This is a genomic window from Kitasatospora viridis (assembly GCF_007829815.1).
Classification (GTDB): Bacteria; Actinomycetota; Actinomycetes; order Streptomycetales; family Streptomycetaceae; genus Kitasatospora; species Kitasatospora viridis.
Map to the genome: position 1 here is coordinate 836,834 of NZ_VIWT01000001.1, position 23,022 is coordinate 859,855.

Sequence of the window (23,022 nt, forward strand, 5' to 3'; positions counted from 1 at the left end):
TCTGTCTCGTAATTCGCGTCGGATCAGGCCGGGTCGTTCGGTGCGTTCTCTCGGCGTGCGGCAGGAACGTCCTCGTAGCGGAGCTACTTGGGCGTTTCGGCCGTGCGGCGAGAGGGCGTGCCGGGCGGGCCGGACCCGGCGGGAATTACGAGACAGACCCTAGGCCACGGGATCCAGGCCGACCCGGCCCGGACCCACCGGACCCGGGCCGGGCCCCGCACCGCGGGTCCGGCCCACACCGAGGAGAGAACCAGGAATGCCGTACACCGACGTCATCGGAGCGGGCCGCGAGGCCACCCCAGCCAGGACGGCCGTCCCGCGCCGGCTGCTGATGTGCCGGCCGAGCCACTACGACGTGTACTACTCGATCAACCCCTGGATGCAGCCCGAGAAGCCGGTCGACACCGGCCTCGCCCTGCTCCAGTGGGAGCGGCTGCGCGAGCTGTACACCTCGCTCGGCCACACCGTCGAGGTGATCGAGCCCGTGCCCGGCCTGCCCGACATGGTGTTCGCGGCCAACGGCGCCACGGTGGTGGACGGCAAGGTGCTGGCCGCCCGGTTCCGGCACATGGAGCGCACCGCCGAGGGCCCGGCCTACCTCTCCTGGTTCCGGCGCAACGGCTACCAGGAGCTGCTGTGGCCGGAGTTCATCAACGAGGGCGAGGGCGACTACCTCCCGGTCGGCCGGCGGATCCTGGCCGGCACCGGCTTCCGCACCGACCAGCGCTCGCACCACGAGGCACAGGAGTTCTTCGGCCTGCCCGTCACCAGCCTGACCCTGGTCAACCCCCGCCACTACCACCTGGACACCGCACTCTCGGTGCTCTCCGACACCGAGATCATGTACTGGCCCGAGGCGTTCACCCCCGGCAGCCGCGCCGTACTGCGCGAGCTCTACCCCGACGCACTGCTGGCCACCGAGCAGGACGCCGCCGTGTTCGGCCTCAACGCCTTCAGCGACGGCTACAACGTGCTGCTCCCGCAGGCGGCTTCGGGCCTGATCGAGCAGCTCAAGGCCCGCGGCTTCAACCCCGTCGGAGTCGACCTGTCGGAACTCCTGCTCGCCGGCGGCAGCGTCAAGTGCTGCACGCTGGAACTGCGCGACCACTGAACCCCCCTCCCCCACCGCTCCAGCCTGGGAAAGGCGGCCCGCGTGACGGATCGCACCGAACTGACGGCGAGTTACCTGGACCGCGTGCGCGCCCACGGCGCGGTCGCCTCCGAACTCATCGGCAGCCAACCCGACAACGAGATGCTGGTCGCCTTCTACCAGGGCAGGTTCCTGTCCCGCCCGCTCTTCCTCGGCCACCGGGAGCGGGTGCGCCTGCAGGCCGACCTGGAGAACCTGCACTCCGCGCTGACCGCCCTGCCGGAGCGCCTCTTCGGCGGGGACCTGGGCGCCTTCGCCCGGGCGGTCGGGATGGCCGAGGTGCAGGTCTCGGCGATCCTGCGCAGCCGGGGCAGCGCGGTGACCAAGCAGGTCCGCGCCGACATGTACGTGGACGGGTCGGGCTTCAAGCTGCTGGAGTACAACATGGGCAGCGCGCTGGGCGGCCTCGACGTCGGCGAGATGTCCCGGGCCCTGCTGGAGCACCCGCTGATGCGCGAGTTCGCCGCCGAACACCGGCTGGGCTTCGCCGACTTCACCACCGAGAAGCTGCACGACATCGTGGTGGAGTCCGGCTTCGCGCCGCAGGACGACCCGGTCGTGGTGATCGCCGACTGGCCGTCCAGCTACGCCGACCTGGCGCCCTACGTGGCCCTCACGGTGGACCACTGGCGGGCCCGCGGGATCAACGTGCACGGTTGCCACGTCGGCGAGCTGGCGGTCCGCGACGGCGCGGTGCGGCTCGGCGACCTGAAGGTGGACATCATCCACCGGCTCTTCCTGATCGAGGACCTGCTGGAGTCGCCGGAGGCGGCCGCCCTGCTGGACCCGCTGCTGGACGCCGCCGCGGCCGGGCAGGTCAAGATCTTCACCCCGATGGAGTCGGAGGCCTTCGCCAGCAAGGGCGCGCTGGCGATGCTCTCCGACGAGCGCAACCGCCACCTGCTCACCGAGCCGGAACGCGACAGCCTGGACCGGATCCTGCCGTGGACCAGGATGCTGCGCCCCGGCAAGGTCACCCTGGAGGACGGCGAGCAGGTCGAGTTGCTCGACTACGTGTTCTCCCACCAGGACGACCTGGTGCTCAAGCCCACCCTGCTGCACGGCGGCCAGGGCGTGCTGCTGGGCTGGGACGAGCAGGTCACGCCGCAGCTCTGGCACGAGCGGGTCACCGCGGGGCTGGACGGCCCGTTCCTGGTGCAGCGCCGGATCGCCCCGCTGACCGAGTACTTCCCGGACGAGCGGGGCGAGTTGGTCCCCTGGCTGGTGGTCTGGGGCATCTTCGGCGCCCAGCGCGGCTTCGGCGGCATCTACGCCCGCGCCACCACGCTGGAGTCCGGCACGGGCGTGGTGAACACCGCCCGCGGCGCCTACGCCGGCACCGGCTTCCACCAACTGGCCCCGGACGAAGCCGCCTGACGAAGCCGCCTGACGAACCCCCGGCCCGGCCGGCCACCCTGCACGGTGGCCGGCCGGGCCGCGGTTGCGCGCGAGCGGTTCGGCCGGCCGGCGAATGGCGCGCCAATTCCGCGAATCGCCCCTTTTCAGGCGTTCTCGACGTTTTCGGCGTTCTCCGCCTTCGCCGCGTTCTTGGCCGCCGCCACGAAATCGCGGATCAATTGCGGGTCCTTGATTCCCCGGCTGGATTCCACGCCGCTCGACACGTCCACTCCCCAGGGCTTCGCCACCCGGATCGCCCCGGCCACGTTGGCCGGGGTCAGACCGCCCGCGAGCAGCCACTTTCCGCTGGGGCGGGCGGATTCGAGGCGGCCCAGGTCCCAGCGTTCGCCGCGCCCGTAACTCGGGGAGTCGAGCAGCAGCATTTCCTCGCCGTAGGCGCCGGTGGCGAGCTCGGGGGGCTCGGCGGAGTCCGGGTCGAGGTGGGTGGCGCGCAGCAGGCGCAGCGGCAGGTGGGCGAGGGCGGCGAAGTCCTCGCGGGTGTAGCGGCCGTGCAGTTGCAGGGCGCGGACGCCGGCGGCGAGGGCGAGTCGGCCGGCCTCGGCGGCGGGGACGCCGTTGACCACGCCGACGGAGAGCACGCCGGGGGGCAGCTCGGCCGCCAGGGCGCGGGCGGTGCCGGTGTCGAGCTTGCGCACGCTCTCGGTCAGCATGAATCCGAGTGCGTCGGCGCCGGCCGCCACACCGGCCGCCACATCGGCCGCGTTCCGCACACCACACACTTTGACGAACATATCCGTCATCGTAGTAGGCGGAACTGGGGGAGGTAGGCGAACTGGGAATTCACCCGGAGTTCCTTGTGTCGATTATTACACTTCCGGAATGTCATCTATCACTTCTGTTCGAGGCCGCTGGCCCACCCGCCCGACCTGTATCGTCGTGCCTACGCCAAGTGATTTGAGCTCTGTTCGGAAGGCCCGGAGGACCGCCTTGAGCATCAGTTTCCTGCTGACGTCACTCGCCATTGTCGCGACGCCCGGCACCGGGGCCCTCTACACCGTCGCCGCCGGACTCTCGCGCGGCACCCGGGCCAGCATCGTCGCCGCCGTGGGCTGCACCCTCGGCATCGTGCCGCACATGATCGCCGCCATCACAGGGCTGGCCGCGCTGCTGAACGCGAGCGCGGCGGCCTTCCAGACCATCAAGTACGCGGGTGTGGCGTACCTGCTCTACATGGCCTGGGGGACGCTGAAGGACAAGGGCGTGCTCGCGGTGGAGGAGGACGCCCCCGCGCTGCCGGCGATGAAGGTGATCCGCACCGGCATCGCGATCAACCTGCTCAACCCGAAGCTGACGATCTTCTTCTTCGCGTTCCTGCCGCAGTTCGTCAACACCAAGCAGCCCAACGCCTGGCTGCCGATGAGCGAGCTCAGCGGCGTCTTCATGGCGATGACCTTCGCCGTGTTCGTGCTCTACGGCCGCTTCGCGGCGGCCTTCCGCGACAAGGTGGTGGCCCGGCCGGCCGTGGTCACCGGGATGCGGCGGGCCTTCGCCGGTGCCTTCGCCGCCCTGGCCGCGGTGCTGGCCTTCGAGATCTGACCCACCATCACCACCGATACGACTACTAGTAGCTAGGCGGTTCCGTGTACTTCCAGCACTCGGCTGACATCTGGCGCGACTTCCCGACCCTCGTGCCCGGCGTGCTCCTCGTGGACGGGGTCTCGCCCGAGGCCCCGGTCCGCGACCGGGTCGCCGCCCTGTACGAGAGCGCCGACGCGCGGCTGGCGGCGGGGGCCGAGGGCGAGATGCCGGAGATCCAGGCGTGGCGGCGGACGTTCTCCAAGATGGGCCTCAAGCCCACCCAGTACCGCTGCGCCTCCGAGTCGCTGCTGCGCCGCTACCGCAAGGAGCGCTCGCTGCCGGAGATCCACCCGCTGATCGACCTGTGCAACGCGGTCTCGCTCGCCTTCGCCGTGCCGATCGCGGTCTTCGACCTGGCCAAGGTGACCGAGCACCTGGAGGTCCGGTACGCCCGCGGCACCGAGTCCTACCTGACCTTCTCCGGCGAGACCGAGATCGCCCCCGAGGGCGAGGTGGTCTTCGCCGACGCCGCCGACCAGGCGCACGCCCGCCGGTGGACCAACCGGCAGAGCGGCCTCTCCTCGATCCAGCCCGGCACCGGCTCGGCGCTGATCGTCACCGAGGCGCTGCACGACACCGCCCCGGCCGACGTCGAGCGGCTGCTGGAGACGCTGACCCGCGAGCTCTCCGCGCTGTGGACCGTCGAGTCGAAGCCGGCGGTGCTGAGCGCGGCCGCACCGCGGTTCGAGTTCTGAGCAACACGGCGGGGCGTGGTGCGGGGGCCGACCCCCACACCACGCCCCGCAGCACGCCCCGCGCCACGTCCGGAGCCCGGACTACCAGCCGCGGTTGGCGTAGCGCTCGGTCTCGGGCAGGGTGTCGCAGTTGATGCCGACCATGGCCTCGCCCAGACCGCGCGAGACATCGGCGATGATCTTCGGGTCGTCGAAGAAGGTGGTGGCCTTGACGACGGCGGCGGCGCGCTTGGCCGGGTCGCCGGACTTGAAGATGCCCGAGCCGACGAAGACGCCCTCGGCACCCAGCTGCATCATCAGCGCCGCGTCGGCCGGGGTGGCCACGCCGCCGGCGGAGAACAGCACGACCGGGAGCTTGCCCAGCTGCGCGACCTCCTTGACCAGCTCGTAGGGGGCCTGGAGGTTCTTCGCCGCGACGTAGAGCTCGTTCTCGTCCAGCGTGGTCAGGCGGCGGATGTCGGCGTTGATCTGGCGCATGTGGCGCACGGCCTCGACCACGTTGCCGGTGCCGGCCTCGCCCTTGGAGCGGATCATCGCCGCGCCCTCGGCGACCCGGCGCAGCGCCTCGCCCAGGTTGGTGGCGCCGCAGACGAAGGGGGTGGTGAACGCCCACTTGTCGGAGTGGTTGACCTCGTCGGCCGGGGTGAGGACCTCGGACTCGTCGATGTAGTCGACGCCGAGCGCCTGCAGGACCTGGGCCTCCACGAAGTGGCCGATCCGGGACTTGGCCATCACCGGGATCGACACCGCGTTGATGATGCCGTCGATCATGTCCGGGTCGGACATCCGGGCGACCCCGCCGTCCTTGCGGATGTCGGCCGGAACCCGCTCCAGCGCCATGACGGCGACGGCACCGGCGTCCTCGGCGATCTTGGCCTGCTCGGCGTTGACCACGTCCATGATCACACCGCCCTTGAGCTGCTCGGCCATACCGCGCTTGACCCGGGCGGTGCCGATCTGCGGCTGGTCTTCGGTGATCGGGCTGCTGGACACGTGGAACCTCACTTGTGCTTTGGTGGTGGAATGTCAACTGCCCGGTCGGCAGCCGGAGCTGTCGACCGGGCAGGAGTTCAGCGGCCGAGCAGGGCTCGGGTGGCCTGTTCGACGTCGGCCTGGCGCATCAGGGTCTCGCCGACCAGGAAGGCCGAGATGCCGACCTTGGCCAGCCGGGCGAGGTCGGCGGCGTCGGCGATGCCGCTCTCGCCGATCACCGTCCGGTCGGCCGGCACCAGCGGCATCAGCGCCTCGCTGGTGTCCAGGGTGGTCTCGAAGGTCCGCAGGTTGCGGTTGTTGATGCCGATCAGCGGCGAGCGGCGGCGCAGCGCCCGCTCCAGCTCCGCCTCGTCGTGCACCTCGATCACCACGTCCATCCCGAGTCCGAGCGCGGTGTCCTCCAACTCCCCCGCGGTGGCGTCGTCCACGGCGGCCAGGATGATCAGCACGCAGTCGGCGCCCCAGGCCCGGGCCTGCACCACCTGGTAGGGGTCGAAGAAGAAGTCCTTGCGCAGCGCGGGCAGCGCGGCGGCCTCGCGGGCGGCCGCCAGGTGCTCGCGGGCGCCGCCGAAGGACGGCCCGTCGGTGAGCACCGAGAGGCAGGCGGCGCCGCCCGCCTGGTAGGCGCGGGCGTGCTCGGCGGGCTGGAAGTCGGGGCGGATCAGGCCCTTGGAGGGGCTCTTCTGCTTGATCTCGGCGATCAGCCCGGGCTCGCCGGCGTCGATCCGGCGGCGCAGCGCGGCGAGGAAGCCGCGCGGCGGGGCGGCGGCCTCGGCCTCGCGGCGCAGCTCGGCGAGCGGCACCGCCTGCTTGGCGGCGGCGATCTCCTCGCGCTTGTAGCCCTCGATCCTGGTCAGCACGTTCATCAGGCGGTCCGTCCGTTCGGGGTGGTGGTGTTCGACACGCTGACGAGGCTCTCCAGGCGGGCCAGCGCCTCGCCCGAGTCGATCGATTTCGCGGCCAGCGCCAGGCCGTCCACGAGGTCCTCCGCCCGCTCGCCGACGACCAGCGCCGCGGCCGAGTTGAGCAGCGTCACGTCCCGGTAGGGCCCGGGCTCGCCGCGCAGCACGGCGCGCAGCGCGGTCGCGTTCTGCTCGGCGTCGCCGCCCTTGAGCCGGGCGGGGTCCACCAGGGTCAGGCCGAGCGCCTCGGGGCGGATCTCGAAGCTGCGCACCCGCCCGTCCTCCAGCGCGGCGACCGAGGTCGGGCCGGTCAGCGTGACCTCGTCCAGGCCGTCGCTGCCGTGCACCACGAAGGCCCGCTCGGAGCCGAGTTCGTGCAGCACCTCGGCGATCGGCTCCAGCCACTGGCGGGCGAAGACGCCGACCAGGTGGCGGCGGACCCCGGCCGGGTTGAGCAGCGGGCCGAGCAGGTTGAAGACGGTCCGGGTGCCGAGCTCCACCCGGGTGGCGGCGACGTGCTTGAGGGCCGGGTGGTGGGCCGGGGCGAACATGAAGCCGATCCCGGCCCCGGCGATGCAGTCGGCGACCTGATCGGGCGTCAGGTCGATCTCGACGCCGAGCGCGCGCAGCACGTCGGCCGAGCCGGAGCGGGAGGAGAGCGCGCGGTTGCCGTGCTTGGCGATCGGCACGCCGGCCCCGGCCACCACGAAGGCGGCGCAGGTGGAGATGTTGTAGGAGCCGGAGGAGTCGCCGCCGGTGCCCACCACGTCCATCGCCTCGGGCGGCGCCACGACCGGCAGCATCCGGGAGCGCAGATTGGTGACCGCGCCGATGATCTCGTCCACGGTCTCGCCGCGCATCCGCAGGGCCATCAGCAGGGCGCCCATCTGGGCGGCGGTGGCCTCGCCGGACATGATCAGCCCGAAGGTGCGGGCCGACTCCTCCCGGGTCAGCCGCTCGCCCTCGGCGAGCCGGCCGAGCACGGCCTTCAGGTCGACGGTGGTGGTGTCAGCCATGGTTCGGGCCTTCCGCGAGCAGCCGCAGGGTCTCGCTGCCGGGCGGCAGCGGCTGGTCCCAGCCGAGTTCGACGTTCTCCCGGCGGAACGGCGTCCAGTCGGTGAGCCCGGTGTCGAGGGTGCGGGCGAACAGGTGCCCGCTGTGCACGGCCGCGGCGATGATGCCGGGCCCGAGGCAGTCGCCGAGGCGGACCACCTTGCGGATGCCGGCCGCCTCCAGGACGCCGGGCTCCATGGCCTCCAGCTCCCGGTACAGCCCGTCCACCGGCAGGCTGCCGGTGACCAGCACGAGCGCGTCGGCCTCGATCGGGGTCTGCCGGCCGGTGAAGACGCAGCCGAGCCGGACCCCGCCGGGCTCGACCGAGCTGACCGTGGTGGAGGTGCGGACCTCGGCGCACTGCTCCAGGATCCGCCGCTGGATCGCGCCCTGCTCGGCCGTGTTCTGGGTGTAGGAGGAGACCAGGCTGTCCGGGGTGACGAAGACGACCTCGCAGCCGCGCTCGGCGAGCAGTTCGGCCAGCACCCCGCCCATGTAGTAGTGGTCGTCGTCGAAGACCACGACCCGGCCGGTGGGCAGCCGACCGGCCATCAGGTCCTCGGGGGTGTACACCGGCGGGCCGTCGGCCAGTCCGGGGATCTCGCTGCGGTGGTTGCGGCCGACCCCGTCGGCGCGCCAGCGGGCGCCGGTGGCCACGCCGATCAGCGAGCACTCGGCCTCCAGCACCATCTCGGCGGTGATCTCGTTGCCGGGCAGCAGCTGGACCCCGGGCAGCTTGCGCAGTTGCCCGAGCCGCCACTCGGCCACCCGCCGCCAGGTCGCCAGGCCCGGCAGCGCGCTCTCCCGCAGCACCCGGCCGCCGAGTTCGCGCTCCCGGTCGGCGAGCAGCACCCGGTAGCCGCGGCGGCCGAGCGAGACGGCGGCCTCCAGGCCGGCCGGCCCGGCGCCGATGATCATCACGGTGTCGTCGGTGTCCTTGGGCGGCAGGTACTCGGGGTGCCAGCCGCGCCGCCACTCCTCGCCCATGGTCGGGTTCTGGGTGCAGCGCAGCGGCACGCTGAGCTTGTCCGAGGCGACGCAGATGTTGCAGCCGATGCACTCGCGGATGTCGTCGAACCGGCCCTCCTCGATCTTCTTCGGGAGGAACGGGTCGGCGATCGAGGGCCGGGCCGCGCCGATGAAGTCGAGCGTGCCGCTCTTGATCATCGCGACCATGGTGTCCGGCGAGGTGAACCGGCCGACGCCGACCACCGGCTTGGTGGTCACCTTCTTGGCGAACCGCACGTACTCCTGCTGGAAGCCCTCCTGGGCGAACCGCGCGGTCTGCCCGTCCCGCTCGAACGGGGAGAGGTTGACGTCCCACAGGTCCGGCAGTTCGGCGAGCATCTCCAGGACGTCCTCGGCCTCGTCCCTGGGGCTCGCACTGCTGGTGTCGAGCAGCGTGCCGACGCCCAGCCGGATCGCCACCGCGCAGGTGTCGCCGACGGCCTCCTTGGTGTCCTCGACCAGTTCGCGCAGCAGCCGGGCCCGGTTCTCCAGGCTGCCGCCGTACTCGTCGGTGCGCTGGTTGTGCCGGCGGGAGAGGAAGTGCGCGGGCAGCGCCATGTCGTGGCCGGCGTAGACGTAGATGACGTCGAAGCCGGCCCGGCGGGCGTTGAGCGCGGCCTCCCGGTGCCAGCGCCGGAACGCCCGGATGTCGGCCTTGTCCATCTCCCGGGCGGTGACCGGGAAGTTGCCCCGGGTGGCGGTGGCGCTGGGCGCGATCGGGATCGCCCGGGTGTCCAGGTTCGGCACGAAGGAGCCGTTGTGCGCCAGCTCCACGCCGGCCAGCGCGCCGTGGCCGTGGATCTGCTCGGTCGCGCGGGCCAGCACGGGGATGTCCTTGGCGTCCCACAGCCGCAGTTCGCGCAGGTGGTTGCCGGAGTAGTGGACGTCGCACTGCTCGGTGCAGACCACCGCCCAGCCGCCCTCCGCCTTGACCCCGCGCATCGCGGCCATCGCGCTGGGGTAGGCCCGGCCCATGCCGTTGCAGTGCGGCACCTGGAAGAAGCGGTTCTTGGCGGTGACCGGGCCGATCCGCACCGGCTCGAACAGGATGTCGTACCGGGCGGGCCGGACGTGCGGGTTCTGCACTGTGGGTGACACCTTCCCTGGTGGTTGATCAGGCCCGGGAGCCGAAGATCGCGCTGCCCACCCGGACGTGGGTGGCGCCGTACTCGATGGCCCGGGCGTAGTCCGAACTCATGCCCATGGAGAGCGACTTGAGCCCGTGCCGGTCGGCGGCCGCGGCCAGCACCTCGAAGTGCGGCTCGCCCGGCTCGTCGACCGGCGGGATGCACATCAGGCCGGCCACGTCCAGGTCGTACTCGGACCGGCAGGCCTCCAGCAGGGCGTCCAGCTCCTGCGGCAGCACGCCCGCCTTCTGCACCTCGGCGCCGGTGTTGACCTGGATGAACAGGCTGGGCCGGCGGCCCTGTTCGGCGCACCGGCGGGCGATCGCGCGGCACAGGTCGACCCGGTCCACCGAGTGGATCACGTCGAACAGCGCCACGGCGTCCTTGGCCTTGTTGGTCTGCAGCGGGCCGATCAGGTGCACCTCGACCTCGGGGTGGCGCTCGCGCAGCAGCGGCCACTTGCCCTGGGCCTCCTGCACGCGGTTCTCTCCGTAGACCAGCTGGCCGGCTGCGACGGCCGGCTCCAGGCCCTCGACGGAGACCGTCTTGGAGGCCGCGACCAGCGTGACCGACTCCGGGGTGCGGTGCGCGCGCAGGCAGGCCGCGGCGATCGCGGCGCGCACCTCGGCCAGGCCGACCGCGGGATCGGGCCGCCCGCTTGCTTCTGTGGCGTTCAAGGGAACCTCTCTCGATCGGCGGGGCAGGCCGCGGCTCCCCGGCCGGTGGCACGGGGAGCCGCGGTGCGGGTGGTGGGCCGGCTCAGGGGTAGCGCAGGCCGTGCTGCCACTCGGTGTCGGGCTTGGCCCGCTCGAAGACCAGCCGCTCGTGCAGCCGGAACGGGCGGTCGGCCCAGAACTCCAGGTAGACCGGCCGGATCCGGTAGCCGCTCCAGTGCTCCGGGCGCGGGATGTCCTCCTCGCCGAACCGCTCGGTCTCCCGGGCCACCGCCGCCTCCAGCTCGGCCCGGTCGGCCAGCGGCTGGGACTGCTGGGAGGCCCAGGCGCCGATCCGGCTCTGCCGCGCGCGGGAGGCGAAGTACTCGTCCGCCTCGGCCGCCGTGGCGGGCTCCACCGGGCCGCGGAAGCGGACCTGACGGCGCATCGACTTCCAGTGCAGGACACCGGCCGCCTGCATGTTCTCGGCCAGCTCGGCGCCCTTGCGGGAGCGGGTGTTGGTGAAGAACACGAAGCCGTCCGGGTCGAAGCCCTTGAGCAGGACCATGCGGACGTCCGGCAGCCCGTCCATGCCCGCGGTGGCGATCGCCATCGCGTTGGCGTCGTTGACCTCGTTGCGCTCGGCCTCGGCCAGCCACTGACCGAAGAGCTCGAACGGGTCGGTCGGCTCGATCGTCTCGGTCGTCTGGGTGCTGTCGGTCACGGCTCAGCCCTTCAGCTGCTGCTTCTCGGGCAGCACGTGCCGCCACTTGTCGAACTCGGGGCCGCGGTTGGTGATCAGGTGCGGCACACCGTCGGCGTCCACCAGCACCTCGGCGGCCGGCGGCACGTTGAGGAACTCCATGTGCTGGGTGGCGCAGTAGGCGCCGACGTCGAGGATCAGCAGGTGGCTGGAGCCGTCCACGCCCTCGGGCACCCAGACCTCGCCGGGCAGCACGTAGTCGTGCCGCAGGATGGTGCGGCCGCGCAGCGCGGCCATGCACCCGTTGGTCTGCCCGTCGGTCGGGATCTCGGCCAGCTCGCCGTCGAGGAAGACCACGTGGTGGTGGCGGTCGCGCAGCTGGGCCGAGGGCATCAGCATCCGGGTGCCGTTGGTCACCACGATGTTGGACACCGGGTTGGTGATCACGCTGCGCTCCACGCCCAGCAGCAGCGCGCCGGTGTCGGCCAGCACGTCGCGGGCCGGCTCGAACATGAACCGGACGTGCTCCGGGATGCCCATCCGGTCGGCGATCTCGCGCAGCGCGCCGAAGTACTGGCCCCAGTCGAAGTGCTTCTCCTCCTGGGTCCACGCCTCGTAGACGAAGCCGTGGCCGCCCGCGAAGTTGATCGACTTGGCCTGCGGGAAGTGGTCGTTGAAGATCGTGAACAGCGTCTCGATGATCTCGGTCATCGCCTCGCGGGAGTTGCCGCTGCCGCAGTAGACCTCGAAGCACTCCAGCTCGCGGTCGTACTCGGCGAGCAGCGCGGCGAGCTGGTCCAGCTCGCGCAGCTTGATGCCGGGCTTGCCGGAGTCCAGGCTGTCGATCCGCGCGCTGATCGAGGGGGCGCCGGCCTTCAGCGCGAACAGCACCTCGTCCAGGCTGGACAGGAAGGTCGGGTGACCGGTCTGCGCCCAGTAGGTCATCTCCTCGTCGGAGACGTGCCCGGGCGAGACGATGAAGCGCTCGAAGCCGAACTGCTTCAGGATCCGGTACTCGCCGGGCAGCTGGACCAGCAGCCCGACGCCCAGGCGCTGGAACGGCCGCAGCACGTGCGGGTTGGAGTTCGGGAAGAACGGCACGTACAGGTCGACCCGGTCACGCAGGCCGGCCGCCTCGGCGGCACTCATGACCCGCTCGATGTTCCGGACCAACTGCGCTTCGCTGTACACGAAGACCGGCGAGCCGACCTGTTCGGCGATCGTCTTCAGGTCCACTGAGCCGAGCCAGCTGTGCCCGAGCTTCGACTCGGCCTCGCCGGCCAGGGAAATACCGGAAGACATCCAAGAACCCCCAGAGTGAATTGTCCAATGACTCCTTGGTAGGCCAACCCCTGCCCCAAGGAGAAGAACCGACGAAGCCGGCGGACGCAGAGATGCCGGATGCGGCAGGCGTCCTCGAATTCATGGCCGAGCGTATGGCGGTGATCCCATGATCACAAGAAGCTACCTCCGCAGCCGACCTGACTGACCGTCATGGTTCGGCGTTCGTCGCTGGTCAGCGGGGGTTTTTGATCTCCGATGAACGGTCAGAACCTCTCACATGATGAGATTTCCGATGTCCGATATGGCCCCATGTCAACCACTGTGAACAAATCGAAGGAATCGATTCCACTTGAGTGACGGTGCGTCACATCATCCCGTTTGCCGCCAACTTGGACATACCGGAAGGCCGTTGCCCGGCTCCCGGAAACCATTGACAGCCCCCCGCTGCCATCGCCTAGGGTTTTGCTCAGCAGGACGGCAACACAGCACGAAGACAAAGCAACGAAGCAGTACTGCACACGGCCGTGTGCCCGAGTGGTTAGGGGACCGCCTGCAAAGCGGTTCACATCGGTTCGAATCCGGTCGCGGCCTCAAAATCGCCTTTTCGGCTCCACCGCGCCACCCGTGATTACGGGTCGGCCGAACGCGCCGACGCACCGCCCGTCATTTCCGGGCACCCGAAAGACCCGCCGCTCCTCGGGCGGCGGTAATGGCCAACTCAGCGGTGCGCGCCAGCTGTTCAGCGCGCTCGCCGTTCGCACTCGCCTTCGTTCCCGCCCTTCGCTCCCGCCTTCCCGCGCCCGCGCTGCCGCGCGCCCGCGTCGAATCCGCCGCCGTCGCACGGTGTTCGTGCCCCGCGGCCTTCCGGATGGGTTCCCGGCGGCCCGAATTCACGGATCACCCGCTCGGTCGAGCGCCCATGGGCCGGCCGGGTGGCGGCCTGGGTCCGGCCCTCGCGCGCCGCCTTGACCAGGCATTGCGCCGCCACTTCACTTCCCGGTGACCGCCTAGCAGCGCCTGGGGCCAAGGCCGTCACCTCAATCGTCCTTTCCGGCTCTGCGCGTCATGGAGACGGGATCGTCCACCGATGCGGGCGGCAGTTCAGGCCGAGCCGGCGGCCCGCCATTTCGGCCCACCGACGCGAAGGAGAACCCATGTCCCCGCAACCCACCGCAGCCGACACACCGTCAGAAGGCTTGTCCCGCCGCCTGCTGATGCGCCAGGCCGCGGCCGTCGGCGCCGCCGGCCTCGCCTCGACGCTGGTCACCGGCGCCACCCCGGCGAACGCCGCCACGACGGCCGCCACCGCCACCACCGCGGCCGAGGGGCCGGCGCCCACCCTCGACGAGCCGATGGTCGTGCACCTGCGCGACGTCCGCTCCGGACACCTCGACCTGTTCAGCGGCGAACGCCACCAGCGCATCCAGGACCCCGAGCTGGCCGCCGCCCTGGTCCGCGCCCTCAGCCTGACCTGACGATCCGTCAGCCCCGGCCGGCTCCCGACGGCACCGGCAGGAGCCGGCCGGCCCTCCCGCCCGACCACCCGCCCCCACCCCCTGCGAGGTTCCAGTGTCCTCCCACCGCGAAGCCCCCGAGATCTCCAAGGACCCGGTCGCCGACAGCACCGACGTCTACGCCTTCGTCAGCCCCGACGACTGCGACACCGTCACGCTGATCGCCAACTACATCCCGCTCCAGGGACCGGCCGGCGGGCCGAACTTCTACGAGTTCGGCGACGACGTGCTCTACGCCGTCCACATCGACAACGACAACGACGGACGCCCGGACGTCAGTTACGAGTTCCGCTTCGCGGTCGAGGTGCGCAACCCCAACTCCTTCCTCTACAACACCGGTTCGATCAGCTCGCTGGACGACCCGAACTGGAACCGCCGCCAGACCTACAGCATCACCCGGGTCGAGGGCGGCGACCGCCGCCGGGTGCTGGCCGAGGGCCTGGCCTGCCCGCCGTGCAACATCGGTCCGCTCTCCACCCCGGACTACGCCTCGCTGGCCGCCGCGGCCGTGCACCAACTCGACGACGGCCGCAAGGTGTTCGCCGGTCAGCGGGCCGAGGGCTTCTACGTCGACCTCGGCGCGATCTTCGACCTCGGCACCCTGCGGCCGTTCCAGGAACTGCACGTCATGCCGGCCTTCACCCAGCCCGCGCCCGGCGTCGACACCACCAAGGCGCTCAACGTCCACAGCATCGCCCTCCAGGTGCCGATCACCGACCTGACCAGGAGCGGCCGCCGGCCCACCGACGTGCTCGACCCGCACGCCACCATCGGCGTGTGGACCACCGCCTCCCGCCGGCAGGCCCGCATCATCAACACCAGCGGCCAGGACACCGAATCCGGCCCCTTCGTCCAGGTCTCGCGGCTGGGCAACCCGCTGATCAACGAGGTCGTCATCCCGATGGGGAAGAAGGACCTGTGGAACACCCAGCCCCCGGCCGACGACAAGAACTTCGCCGAGTACGTCGCCATGCCGGAACTCGCCAAGCTGCTCCCGGCCCTGTACCCGGGCGTCTTCCCCAACCTGGCCGCCTACACCAAGCCGCGCGCCGACCTGCTCGCCATCCTGCTCACCGGCATCCCGAACGGCGTGGTGCCCGGCTTCCAGAACTACACCGGTGACACCCAGGCCGACATGCTGCGCCTGAACGTCGCCGTCCCCCCGGCCGGCAGCCCCAACATCCTGGGCCTGGTCGCCGGCGACCCGGCCGGCTTCCCCAACGGCCGCCGCGTCTACGACGACGTCGTGACCATCGAACTGCGCGCCATCGCCGGGCTGGTGCTGCACCTGGTCGACCCGTCCTTCACCCCCGACCAGGCCACCGGCGGCATCACCGACGGACTCACCACCGGCACCACTCCGGCCGACACCCCGACCCCCTACCTGGACACCTTCCCCTACCTCGGCGTCCCGTACGACGGCTACAGCCACCCGGCCAACTGACCAGCGAGCGAGCACCCATGGCCCCGCACACCCACCCACCGCACACCCACGCGCCGCTGCCCGCCCCGTCGCGCGAAGGCAGCGTCGTCCTGGAGATCGGCGGCACCCTCGGCGCCCTGATCATCTACACCGGCCCGGACGAGGACGGCCTGGAGATCGAGGTCAGCCCCACCGGCGACGACACCGCCCGCACCCACGCCGCCGTCCGACCCCGCCACCTGGCCGGACGCACCACCCACTGCGCCGTCATCTCCCCACTGCCCGAGGGCGGTTACACGATCTGGCGGACGCCGACCACCCCGCTCGGCAGCTGCACCGTGCGCGGCGGCGCGGTGACCGAACAGCTCTGGCCCGGCCGCTAGCGCGCACACGACTGTGGGCCCTCCCCGAACGGGGAGGGCCCACAGTGTTTCTGACTGAGCGTCAGGACGACTGGATCGCCCGCAGGATGTCCAGCTTCGCCGCCCGGCGGGCCGGGCGCAGGCCGGCCAGCGCCCCCGCGACCAGGCCGGCCACCAGGACCACCACCAGCTGGGTGGACGGGATGGCGAACGAGCCGGTGCCGGAGTCGTCCGAGGCCTTCACCAGGGCCCAGCCCAGGAAGGCGCCCAGACCGAGCCCGCCGACCGAGCCGAACGCCGCCACCAGCACCGACTCCCAGCGCACCATCGCGCGCAGTTGGGAGCGGGTCTGGCCGACCGCGCGGAGCAGGCCCAGCTCCCGGGTCCGCTCGTGCACCGCCAGGGTCAGCGTGTTGGCGATGCCCAGCAGCGCGATCAGCACCGCCAGCGCCAGCAGCGCGTAGACCAGCGAGAGCATGGTGTCGATGCCCTTGGCGGCGCTGGTCGCGAACTCGTCCCGGGTCTGCACCTGGGGGTTGCCGAGGCCGGCCGCCACCTGCTGCACCGCCGCCTTGCCGGCCGACAGCGAGACGCCCGGCTTGAGCGCCACCGCGACCAGCGTGTCGCTGTCCTGCACCCGGTGCGGAGCCCAGGCCTGACGGCTGATCAGGTAGTCACCGGTCACCCCGGTGTCCTGGTAGATCGCCCGGACGGTGAACGGCGTGCTGGTGCCGTCCGCGAAGGAGACCGTGACGGTCCGGCCGAGCGTCCAGCCCTGCCTGCCCGCCTCGTTCTGCGAGACGGCCAGGCCGTCGGTGCCCAACTCGTCCATTCTGCCGTCCACTTGGCCGAGGTCCACCACGCCGGCCAGCCGGGCCGGGTCGGCCACCTCCAGCGGCCGGCTGTGGCCGTCGAGCCGGGCCACCCCCTTGCCCAGGCCGACCGCCTGGCTGACCTGCGGCACCCCGGCGACCGCGTCCGCCAGCCGCGGGCTCAGCCCGCTGCCGCCGGCCCCGGAGCCCGAGGAGGTGATGGCCAGGTCGCCGGCGAAGGAGGCCCGCACCTGGCTGTCCATGGTCGCCTTCAGCGAGGCGCCGAAGACGGTGAACAGGGTGACCACCGCCACGCCGATCATCAGCGCGGTGGCCGTGGCGGCGGTCCGGCGCGGGTTGCGGCCCGCGTTCAACCGGGCCAGCCCGCCGGACACCCCGCGCAGCCGCGGCAGCGGCGCGCCCAGCACCCGGACCGCCAGCGAGGCGGTCACCGGGCCGAGCACGATCACCCCGACCAGCGCGGCCAGCGCGCCCAGCGAAGTGAGCTGCACCGACGGCCCGTTGGTCGCCCCACTGACCGCCAGCGCCACCCCGCCGGCCAGCAGCAGCAGGCCGAACCCCGAGCGCAGCAGCCCCGAACGGCCGCCCGCGGTGCGGTCGACGTCGGTGGCGCGCAGCGCGGCCAGCGGCGCCGTCCGGCCGGCCCGCACCGCCGGTGCCAGGGCCGAGCCGAGCGTCACCACGGTGCCGACCAGCACCGGCAGCGCGATCGCCCAGCCCGAGACCACCAGCCCGCCGGTCGGCAGCGGGAAGCCCACCGCCTGGAACAGCGCCTTGAGCCCGGTGGCCACCAGCACCCCGCCGACCAGGCCGCCGACCGAGGCGATCAGCCCCACCGCCAGCGCCTCCATCAGGGTCGCGGCCAGCACCTGCTCGCGGGCCGCGCCGAGCGCCCGCAGCAGCGCGTTCTCCCGGGTCCGCTGCGCGGTGACGATGGCGAAGGTGTTGTAGATCGAGAAGGTCGCGACCAGCAGCGCGATCCCGGCGAAGACCAGCAGCAGGGTGGTGAACATGTTCAGGAAGCCGCCGGAGACCTGCTGGTTGCTCTCGTCGCTCGCCTGAGTGCCGGTCACCGCCTCGACGCCCTTGGGCAGTTGCGGCGTGACCGCGGCCACCAGGGCCCGCTGGGAGGTGCCGCCGGTCGCCCGCAGCCGCAGCTCGGAGGCCTGGTCGTGGCCCTGCGGCATCAGGTAGCGCTCGGCGTCGGCCAGGGTCAGGCCGGCGTAGGTGATCTGGCCCATGCCGTCGGCGTTCTGACCGAAGGTCGCGATGCCGACGATGTGCACGGTCACCGGGTCCGGGGTGCGCAGCACCGTGGTGTCACCGAGCTTGAGGTGGCCGGCGGTCGCGGCGCCGCGGTTCACCACCACCTCGCCGGGCGCGCTCGGCGCATGGCCCTCGGCCAGCCGGTACGGGTTGAGGTGGCTGTCCGCCAGCCAGTTGCCGGCGACGGTGGGCGGACCCTGGCCGCCGACCGGCTTGCCGTCCGAGCCGACCAGCTGGCCCACCCCCTGCACGGCCGGCTCGACCGCCGCGACCTGCGGCAGGCCGCGCAGCCGGTCCGCCAGCGTGACGTCGATCGGGGCCCGCACGCCGCCCGGGGTGTTGGGCACGTCCAGCACGTCGGCGTTGCGGACCACCGCGTCGGTGCCCGCGTCCGCGTTGGCGAACAGCGTGCTGAAGTTGGCCTTCATGGTGTCGCCGAGCATCATCGTGCCGGCCAGGAAGCTCACCCCGAGCAGCACCGCGAGGACCGTCCCGGCCAGCCGGCGCTTGTGGGCCAGCAGCGAGCGCAGGCCGATCCGGACGGCGGCGTTCACCCCCGCCTCCCGACGGTGGCGACGCGGTTGTCGAACTCCTTCATCCGGTCCAGCACCCGGTCCGCGGTCGGCTGCTGCATGGTGTCCACCAGCTTGCCGTCCGCCAGGAAGACCACCTGGTCGGCGTGGCCCGCCGCGGTCGGGTCGTGGGTGACCATCACCACGGACTGCCGGATCTCGTCCACCGCGCGGCGCAGCAGGCCGAGCACCTCGGCGCCGCTGCGCGAGTCCAGGTTGCCGGTGGGCTCGTCGGCGAAGACCACCTCGGGCCGCGAGACCAGCGCCCGGGCCACCGCGACGCGCTGCTGCTGGCCGCCGGAGAGCTCGGTCGGGCGGTGCGCGAGCCGGTCGCCCAGGCCGACCACGTCGATCAGGGTGGTCAGCCAGTCCGTGTCGACCCGGCTGCCCGCCAGGTCCAGCGGCAGGGTGATGTTCTCCCGCACGGTCAGCGTCGGGACCAGGTTGAAGGCCTGGAAGACGAAACCGATCCGCTCGCGCCGCAGCAGGGTGAGCTTGCGGTCCGGCAGGCTGCCCAGCTCGGTGTCGCCGAGGTAGGCGCTGCCGGCGGTCAGCGAGTCCAGGCCGGCCGCGCAGTGCAGCAGGGTCGACTTGCCGGAGCCGGAGGGGCCCATGATCGCGGTGAACCGCTCGGCCGGGAACTCCACCGAGACGTGGTTCAGCGCCCGGACCTCGGTGGCGCCCAGACCGTAGATCTTCACCGCCTCCTCCACCCGGGCGGCCGGGCGGACCTCGACGGCCTCCATGAGGTCGAACTCCGTGCCGTTCATCGCCGCTCTCCCGTGGTGTCGTCGCCGTCGGTGCCGTCGGTGCCGTCAGCGGTGGGCGCGTCGGTCTTGGTCATGGACACCGGACCGGGGACCGGACCGGAGCCCGCCGGGCCCGGCTGCTCGGTCAGCACGGCGCGCCGGGCGCGGTACTCCTCCGCCTCGATCTCGCCGCGCGCGAACCGCTCGCCGAGCACCTGGAGCGGACCCGCCTGGGCACCCCGCCCGGCCGCCCACGGCGGTCCGCCGAACGGACCCCCGGGACCGCCCTGCCAGGGCGGCCCGAACCTGCGGCCCCGGCCCCGGCGCACCGCCACCAGGACAACGCCCAGCAGGACCAGCCAGAGGAAGGGGAAGAACAGGAACCAGGGTGTCCAGCCGCCGCCGTGCCACCGCCAGGTGTCATCGGCCAGCAGCACCGCTGCGGTCGTCGTCGGATGCATCGGAAACCATCTCCTCGGGGTGCGCCCCGGTGGGCCCGGGTCCGTCCCTCAGAAGACTGCCGCCGCGGCCCGCGCGGCGCGTCGTGCTCCCGACGGCAGTTCGAGTACCTCACCGGGAGTAGGGGCCGCGCCGCGCCCTACTCCCGCCGCCCGGACGGACCGGCACCCGGGCAGGCCGGCGCCCGGCAGCCGGACGCGGGGTCCGGCTGCCGGGCGGTGAGGTATCGGGCGGTGAGGTGTCGGTGGATCGTCAATTGTCCGGGCACACGTGTGCACTTGGCGCAGGGATGCCCTCAGGGTGCGACCGGTGGTGCGCCGCAGAACTCCGGGCCGCGGTCCTCGGCCGGTGCCGGTGCCGCGGCCGTCTCCTCGGCGCAGGCGGCGCGCAGCGGCAGCCGGACGGTGACCCTGGTGCCGTGCGGCTGACAGCGGGTCAGCTGCCAGTCCCCGCCGAGGTCCCGGGCCCGGCCGCTCATCGAGAGCAGGCCGACGCCCGAGGGGAACGGGTCGGCGGGGATGCCGATCCCGTCGTCGGTGACCTCGACCAGCAGGCTGCCGCCGACGGCGGCCAGCGAGATGGTGCAGTGCTTGGCCCGGGCGTGCCGGGCGGTGTTGGTCAGCGCCTCGGTGGCGATCCGGTAGGCCGCCGAGGCGGTGCGGTCGGGCAGCCGCGGCAGGCCCCGGCCCCGGGTCACCACGCGGACCCGCAGATGGCCGTTGGTGGCCCGCTCGAACCGGGCGGCCTGCTGGGAGAGCGCCGGCACCAGGTCGCCGACCTGCCCGGCCCGCAGCTCGCGGCTGAGCCGGCGGACGTCGGTCACCGCGACGTTGGCGTCGGCGCAGGCCTTGTCCAGCAGGGCGGCGGCCGCGGTGGCGTCGATCGGGAGCAGCACCCGGGCCGAGTCGAGCTGCATCTTCACGGCGGCGAGCATCGGCCCGATCCCGTCGTGCAGGTCGCGCTGGAGCTGGCGGCGCACGGCGTTGCCACTGTCCGTCTCCGCGCCGGCCGCCGGGACGGCGGCAGGGTCGGCGGCGGAGTCGAGAGCGGAGTCGGCGGCGGGCGCGGGCTGTTGCGCGCCGACCGCCTCGTGCATGACCGAGCCGAGTTCGCGGGCGAACTCGGCCAGGAGGGTCAACTCGGTGCCGGGCGGCGGTCCGGCCGCGGCGCCGGGGATCACCAGGGCGCCGTAGCAGCGGTCGGCGAACCGGATCTGCACCGGGTGGCCGTCCGGCTCGCCGCGGCCCGCCGGATCGGTGCCGGCGCGGTCGGCGGGGCGCAGGTCCACCCGCAGTGCGGGGACGCCGAGGAGTTCGGCGAGCGACCGCAGCACCTCCTCGTCGCGCGACCCGGAGCGCCACTGCTGGACGATGCGGTGGGCGCCGGCGTGCAGCAGGGCCCGGCGGAAGCTCGCCCGGCGGGCGCGCAGCCTGCTCTGCAGGTACCAGGCGCAGCCGGCCAGGGTGACGGTGCCGGAGATCGCCCCGGCGGTGTGCATGGTTCCGGACAGATCGGTCCAGACGAGCATCAGTGCCGCGAGGGTGGCCGCTATGAAGAGGAGCCGGCCCACCTCCATCTCCCTCGACAGCACCAGACCCTGCTCGGCGGTCCCAGTGGTACACGCGGAGCCTGACGGCCCGGCCTCTGGAACATCGCCCGCAGGCGGGACACTCCCCCGTTGGCTCGCCGCAGCGAACCAGTGCACCAACTTGATCATCTGGTGAAACCCTCCTGCGACAAATCGAGATCAATGTAAGAAGTTCGACGTACTCCGCTCCCGCATCCGCATCTCTCACTCCGCTAACGTGCTCCGATGAACGGCCGACACCCATCATCGGCGTAACGGCCCGGGCTGATCGTCCGGCGAACAGCGACTCGCGACTACGTCCGGGAGCGTACTCCGGTGGGCGCAGCTAGCTCCTCGGGCGTACGAACCGGAGCAGTGCCAGCAATGGTGGCCCACATCCATTCATCCTGACTAGCCGTCAGGTAGGTTCTCCACGAGGCACCTTGCCACTACCCCCCGATCGTCCACCGACCCGGTTGCGAATGCCTGAACGTGCACCGAAAACCCCAGCGCATACGACGACGGGCGGATCTCGCGGGCGGGGCCGGGCTCGTAGTCTTGGCGAATGAGAAGCATCCGTGGCCTCGCACAGCGCCGTGTCGTCCGCGACACCGCGCTGGCGGTCGCCGTCGGTCTGGCCGCGGCCGCGGGTCTGCGACAGACCTCGTCGTGGCAGGCGGCCCCGGCCCGCTCCGCCGATGCGGTCGGCTACCTGCTGATCGCCCTGGGCGCCGCCGCCCTGGCGCTGCGCCGCGGCCGACCGCAGCTGGTGCTGGCCTGCACCACCGCGGCCACCGCCGTGACACTGCTGCTCCACTACCCGTACGGACCCTCCTTCCTGGCCGCCGGCCTGGCGATGTACTTCGTCGCGGCCGCGCTGCCCTGGCCCCGCTCGGTGGCGCTGTGCGTGGCCGCCTGCGGGGTGCTGACCGGAGCCGTGGTGGTGGCCGCCTGGGACTCCCGGCTGGCCATGTCCCAGGTGATGGTGGGCGGCGCGGTGGGCTGGATGGCGCTGCCCTGCCTGCTCGGGGTGGTGCTCCGGGTCCGCCGCGAGGACCTGGCGCAGTCCCGGGCCGAGGCGGTCAAGCGGGAGGCCTACGCCGAACGGCTGCGGATCGCCCGGGCCGTGCACGAGACGGCCGGCCAGGGCCTGGCCGCCATCAACATCCAGTCCGCGGCGGCGCTGCGGCTGGCCGAGGGCAACCCGCGCGGCGCGCTGGACATCCTGCGCACCATCAACACCACCAGCAAGGTGGCGCTGCAGGAACTGCGGGCCACCCTGGGGACGTTGGAGAAGGGCGACCGCGCCGTGCCGCGCGCCCCGCTGCCCGGGCTGAGCAGCCTGCCCTCGCTGATCTCGGCGATGAGCAGCAGCGGGCTCTACGTGCGGGTGCTGGAGAGCGGCTGCCGCGGCGAGCTGTCGGTGGCCGTCGACCTGGCCGCCTTCCGGATCGTCCAGCACTCGCTGGCCAACGTGCTGCGGCACGCCTCCGGCACCGTCGCCACCGTCGAGGTGGAGTACGGCGACGACCAGTTGCTGCTGCAGATCACCGACAACCGCGACCCGGAGGCCCAGGTGCGCAGCTCCGAGCAGGACTCCACCGGGATCCTGGAGCAGGCGGCCGCGGTGGGTGGCAAGGTGGACCTGGGTCCGGCGGCGGACGGCCCGGGGTTCCGGGTCTGCGCCAAGCTGCCCCGGCGCTGACCGTGCC

General features: G+C 72.2%; 20 protein-coding genes and 1 tRNA gene. 9 read left to right on the plus strand and 12 right to left on the minus strand.

Features of this window, described 5'->3' with window-relative positions; all coding sequences use genetic code 11:
- The first annotated feature begins 256 nt into the window (after nt 1-256).
- Complete coding sequence (ddaH, locus tag FHX73_RS03870) at nt 257-1,111, plus strand: dimethylargininase (RefSeq protein ID WP_145903285.1); 855 nt, start codon at nt 257-259, stop codon at nt 1,109-1,111.
- 42 nt (nt 1,112-1,153) lie between these two features.
- Nucleotides 1,154-2,527 carry a hypothetical protein gene (locus FHX73_RS03875; RefSeq protein WP_211786133.1) on the plus strand — a complete coding sequence of 458 codons (1,374 nt, stop codon included), beginning with the start codon at nt 1,154-1,156 and terminating at the stop codon, nt 2,525-2,527.
- Between the two features lie 125 nt (nt 2,528-2,652).
- Here FHX73_RS03875 and FHX73_RS03880 read toward each other — a convergent pair whose 3' ends face one another.
- Nucleotides 2,653-3,300: a phosphoribosylanthranilate isomerase gene (locus tag FHX73_RS03880; RefSeq protein ID WP_145903286.1), complete on the minus strand. Its 648-nt coding sequence runs from the start codon at nt 3,298-3,300 to the stop codon at nt 2,653-2,655.
- A 196-nt stretch (nt 3,301-3,496) separates the two neighbouring features.
- Here FHX73_RS03880 and FHX73_RS03885 point away from each other — a divergent pair, with 196 nt between their 5' ends.
- Both FHX73_RS03885 and FHX73_RS03890 read left to right on the plus strand, forming a co-directional pair.
- A complete protein-coding gene (locus tag FHX73_RS03885) occupies nt 3,497-4,105 on the plus strand; it encodes a LysE family translocator (protein WP_145903287.1) in 609 nt (202 codons plus the stop codon).
- Between the two features lie 44 nt (nt 4,106-4,149).
- Nucleotides 4,150-4,842, plus strand: a complete 693-nt coding sequence (locus FHX73_RS03890; RefSeq protein ID WP_145903288.1) for a B3/B4 domain-containing protein — start codon at nt 4,150-4,152, stop codon at nt 4,840-4,842.
- An 81-nt stretch (nt 4,843-4,923) separates the two neighbouring features.
- On the opposite strand, the gene pdxS is transcribed toward FHX73_RS03890, so the two are convergent.
- From pdxS to FHX73_RS03925, 7 genes are all read right to left on the minus strand, one after another.
- On the minus strand, nt 4,924-5,835 hold the full coding sequence (pdxS, locus tag FHX73_RS03895) for a pyridoxal 5'-phosphate synthase lyase subunit PdxS (protein WP_145903289.1): 912 nt from the start codon (nt 5,833-5,835) through the stop codon (nt 4,924-4,926).
- 77 nt (nt 5,836-5,912) lie between these two features.
- Nucleotides 5,913-6,701 carry an indole-3-glycerol phosphate synthase TrpC gene (gene trpC / locus FHX73_RS03900; RefSeq protein WP_211786134.1) on the minus strand — a complete coding sequence of 263 codons (789 nt, stop codon included), beginning with the start codon at nt 6,699-6,701 and terminating at the stop codon, nt 5,913-5,915.
- A complete protein-coding gene (gene trpD, locus FHX73_RS03905; protein ID WP_145903290.1) occupies nt 6,701-7,753 on the minus strand; it encodes an anthranilate phosphoribosyltransferase in 1,053 nt (350 codons plus the stop codon). The genes trpC and trpD overlap by 1 nt, the downstream gene beginning before the upstream one ends.
- Complete coding sequence (locus FHX73_RS03910) at nt 7,746-9,884, minus strand: oxidoreductase (protein WP_145903291.1); 2,139 nt, start codon at nt 9,882-9,884, stop codon at nt 7,746-7,748. The genes trpD and FHX73_RS03910 overlap by 8 nt, the downstream gene beginning before the upstream one ends.
- A gap of 28 nt (nt 9,885-9,912) precedes the next feature.
- On the minus strand, nt 9,913-10,602 hold the full coding sequence (locus FHX73_RS03915) for a YggS family pyridoxal phosphate-dependent enzyme (protein ID WP_145903292.1): 690 nt from the start codon (nt 10,600-10,602) through the stop codon (nt 9,913-9,915).
- A gap of 82 nt (nt 10,603-10,684) precedes the next feature.
- A complete protein-coding gene (gene pdxH, locus FHX73_RS03920) occupies nt 10,685-11,302 on the minus strand; it encodes a pyridoxamine 5'-phosphate oxidase (protein ID WP_145903293.1) in 618 nt (205 codons plus the stop codon).
- A 3-nt stretch (nt 11,303-11,305) separates the two neighbouring features.
- A complete protein-coding gene (locus FHX73_RS03925) occupies nt 11,306-12,583 on the minus strand; it encodes a diaminopimelate decarboxylase (protein WP_145903294.1) in 1,278 nt (425 codons plus the stop codon).
- Between the two features lie 502 nt (nt 12,584-13,085).
- On the opposite strand from FHX73_RS03925, the gene FHX73_RS03930 reads away from it, so the two are divergent.
- From FHX73_RS03930 to FHX73_RS03945, 4 genes are all read left to right on the plus strand, one after another.
- A tRNA-Cys gene (locus tag FHX73_RS03930) sits at nt 13,086-13,156 on the plus strand.
- A gap of 563 nt (nt 13,157-13,719) precedes the next feature.
- Nucleotides 13,720-14,040 carry a hypothetical protein gene (locus tag FHX73_RS03935; protein WP_145903295.1) on the plus strand — a complete coding sequence of 107 codons (321 nt, stop codon included), beginning with the start codon at nt 13,720-13,722 and terminating at the stop codon, nt 14,038-14,040.
- Between the two features lie 94 nt (nt 14,041-14,134).
- Nucleotides 14,135-15,523, plus strand: coding sequence for a DUF4331 domain-containing protein (locus FHX73_RS03940; protein ID WP_145903296.1), 1,389 nt, complete (start codon nt 14,135-14,137; stop codon nt 15,521-15,523).
- 17 nt (nt 15,524-15,540) lie between these two features.
- On the plus strand, nt 15,541-15,885 hold the full coding sequence (locus tag FHX73_RS03945; protein ID WP_145903297.1) for a phospholipase: 345 nt from the start codon (nt 15,541-15,543) through the stop codon (nt 15,883-15,885).
- A gap of 61 nt (nt 15,886-15,946) precedes the next feature.
- On the opposite strand, the gene FHX73_RS03950 is transcribed toward FHX73_RS03945, so the two are convergent.
- The 4 genes from FHX73_RS03950 to FHX73_RS03965 all read right to left on the minus strand — a co-directional run bounded on the left by FHX73_RS03950 (nt 15,947) and on the right by FHX73_RS03965 (nt 21,313).
- Nucleotides 15,947-18,517, minus strand: coding sequence for an ABC transporter permease (locus FHX73_RS03950; RefSeq protein WP_145903298.1), 2,571 nt, complete (start codon nt 18,515-18,517; stop codon nt 15,947-15,949).
- The gene (locus tag FHX73_RS03955; protein WP_246213335.1) at nt 18,514-19,305 is read right to left on the minus strand and encodes an ABC transporter ATP-binding protein; all 792 of its coding nucleotides are present in this window, start codon (nt 19,303-19,305) and stop codon (nt 18,514-18,516) included. Before FHX73_RS03955 ends, FHX73_RS03950 begins: the two co-directional genes overlap by 4 nt.
- A complete protein-coding gene (locus FHX73_RS03960; protein WP_145903299.1) occupies nt 19,302-19,745 on the minus strand; it encodes an SHOCT domain-containing protein in 444 nt (147 codons plus the stop codon). Before FHX73_RS03960 ends, FHX73_RS03955 begins: the two co-directional genes overlap by 4 nt.
- 293 nt (nt 19,746-20,038) lie before the next feature.
- Nucleotides 20,039-21,313 carry a sensor histidine kinase gene (locus tag FHX73_RS03965; protein ID WP_145903300.1) on the minus strand — a complete coding sequence of 425 codons (1,275 nt, stop codon included), beginning with the start codon at nt 21,311-21,313 and terminating at the stop codon, nt 20,039-20,041.
- Nucleotides 21,314-21,875: 562 nt separating this feature from the next.
- Here FHX73_RS03965 and FHX73_RS03970 point away from each other — a divergent pair.
- Nucleotides 21,876-23,015, plus strand: coding sequence for a sensor histidine kinase (locus tag FHX73_RS03970; protein WP_145903301.1), 1,140 nt, complete (start codon nt 21,876-21,878; stop codon nt 23,013-23,015).
- The last annotated feature ends 7 nt before the right edge of the window (nt 23,016-23,022 follow it).

Bases quoted from the DNA above. Each gene is read 5' to 3' on its own strand.
- ddaH (WP_145903285.1), top strand. From the start codon at position 257: ATGCCGTACACCGACGTCATCGGAGCGGGCCGCGAGGCCACCCCAGCC.
- FHX73_RS03880 (WP_145903286.1), bottom strand. From the start codon at position 3,300: ATGTTCGTCAAAGTGTGTGGTGTGCGGAACGCGGCCGATGTGGCGGCC.
- trpC (WP_211786134.1), bottom strand. From the start codon at position 6,701: ATGAACGTGCTGACCAGGATCGAGGGCTACAAGCGCGAGGAGATCGCC.
- trpD (WP_145903290.1), bottom strand. From the start codon at position 7,753: ATGGCTGACACCACCACCGTCGACCTGAAGGCCGTGCTCGGCCGGCTC.
- FHX73_RS03925 (WP_145903294.1), bottom strand. From the start codon at position 12,583: ATGTCTTCCGGTATTTCCCTGGCCGGCGAGGCCGAGTCGAAGCTCGGG.
- FHX73_RS03935 (WP_145903295.1), top strand. From the start codon at position 13,720: ATGTCCCCGCAACCCACCGCAGCCGACACACCGTCAGAAGGCTTGTCC.
- FHX73_RS03945 (WP_145903297.1), top strand. From the start codon at position 15,541: ATGGCCCCGCACACCCACCCACCGCACACCCACGCGCCGCTGCCCGCC.
- FHX73_RS03955 (WP_246213335.1), bottom strand. From the start codon at position 19,305: ATGAACGGCACGGAGTTCGACCTCATGGAGGCCGTCGAGGTCCGCCCG.
- FHX73_RS03960 (WP_145903299.1), bottom strand. From the start codon at position 19,745: ATGCATCCGACGACGACCGCAGCGGTGCTGCTGGCCGATGACACCTGG.
- FHX73_RS03970 (WP_145903301.1), top strand. From the start codon at position 21,876: ATGAGAAGCATCCGTGGCCTCGCACAGCGCCGTGTCGTCCGCGACACC.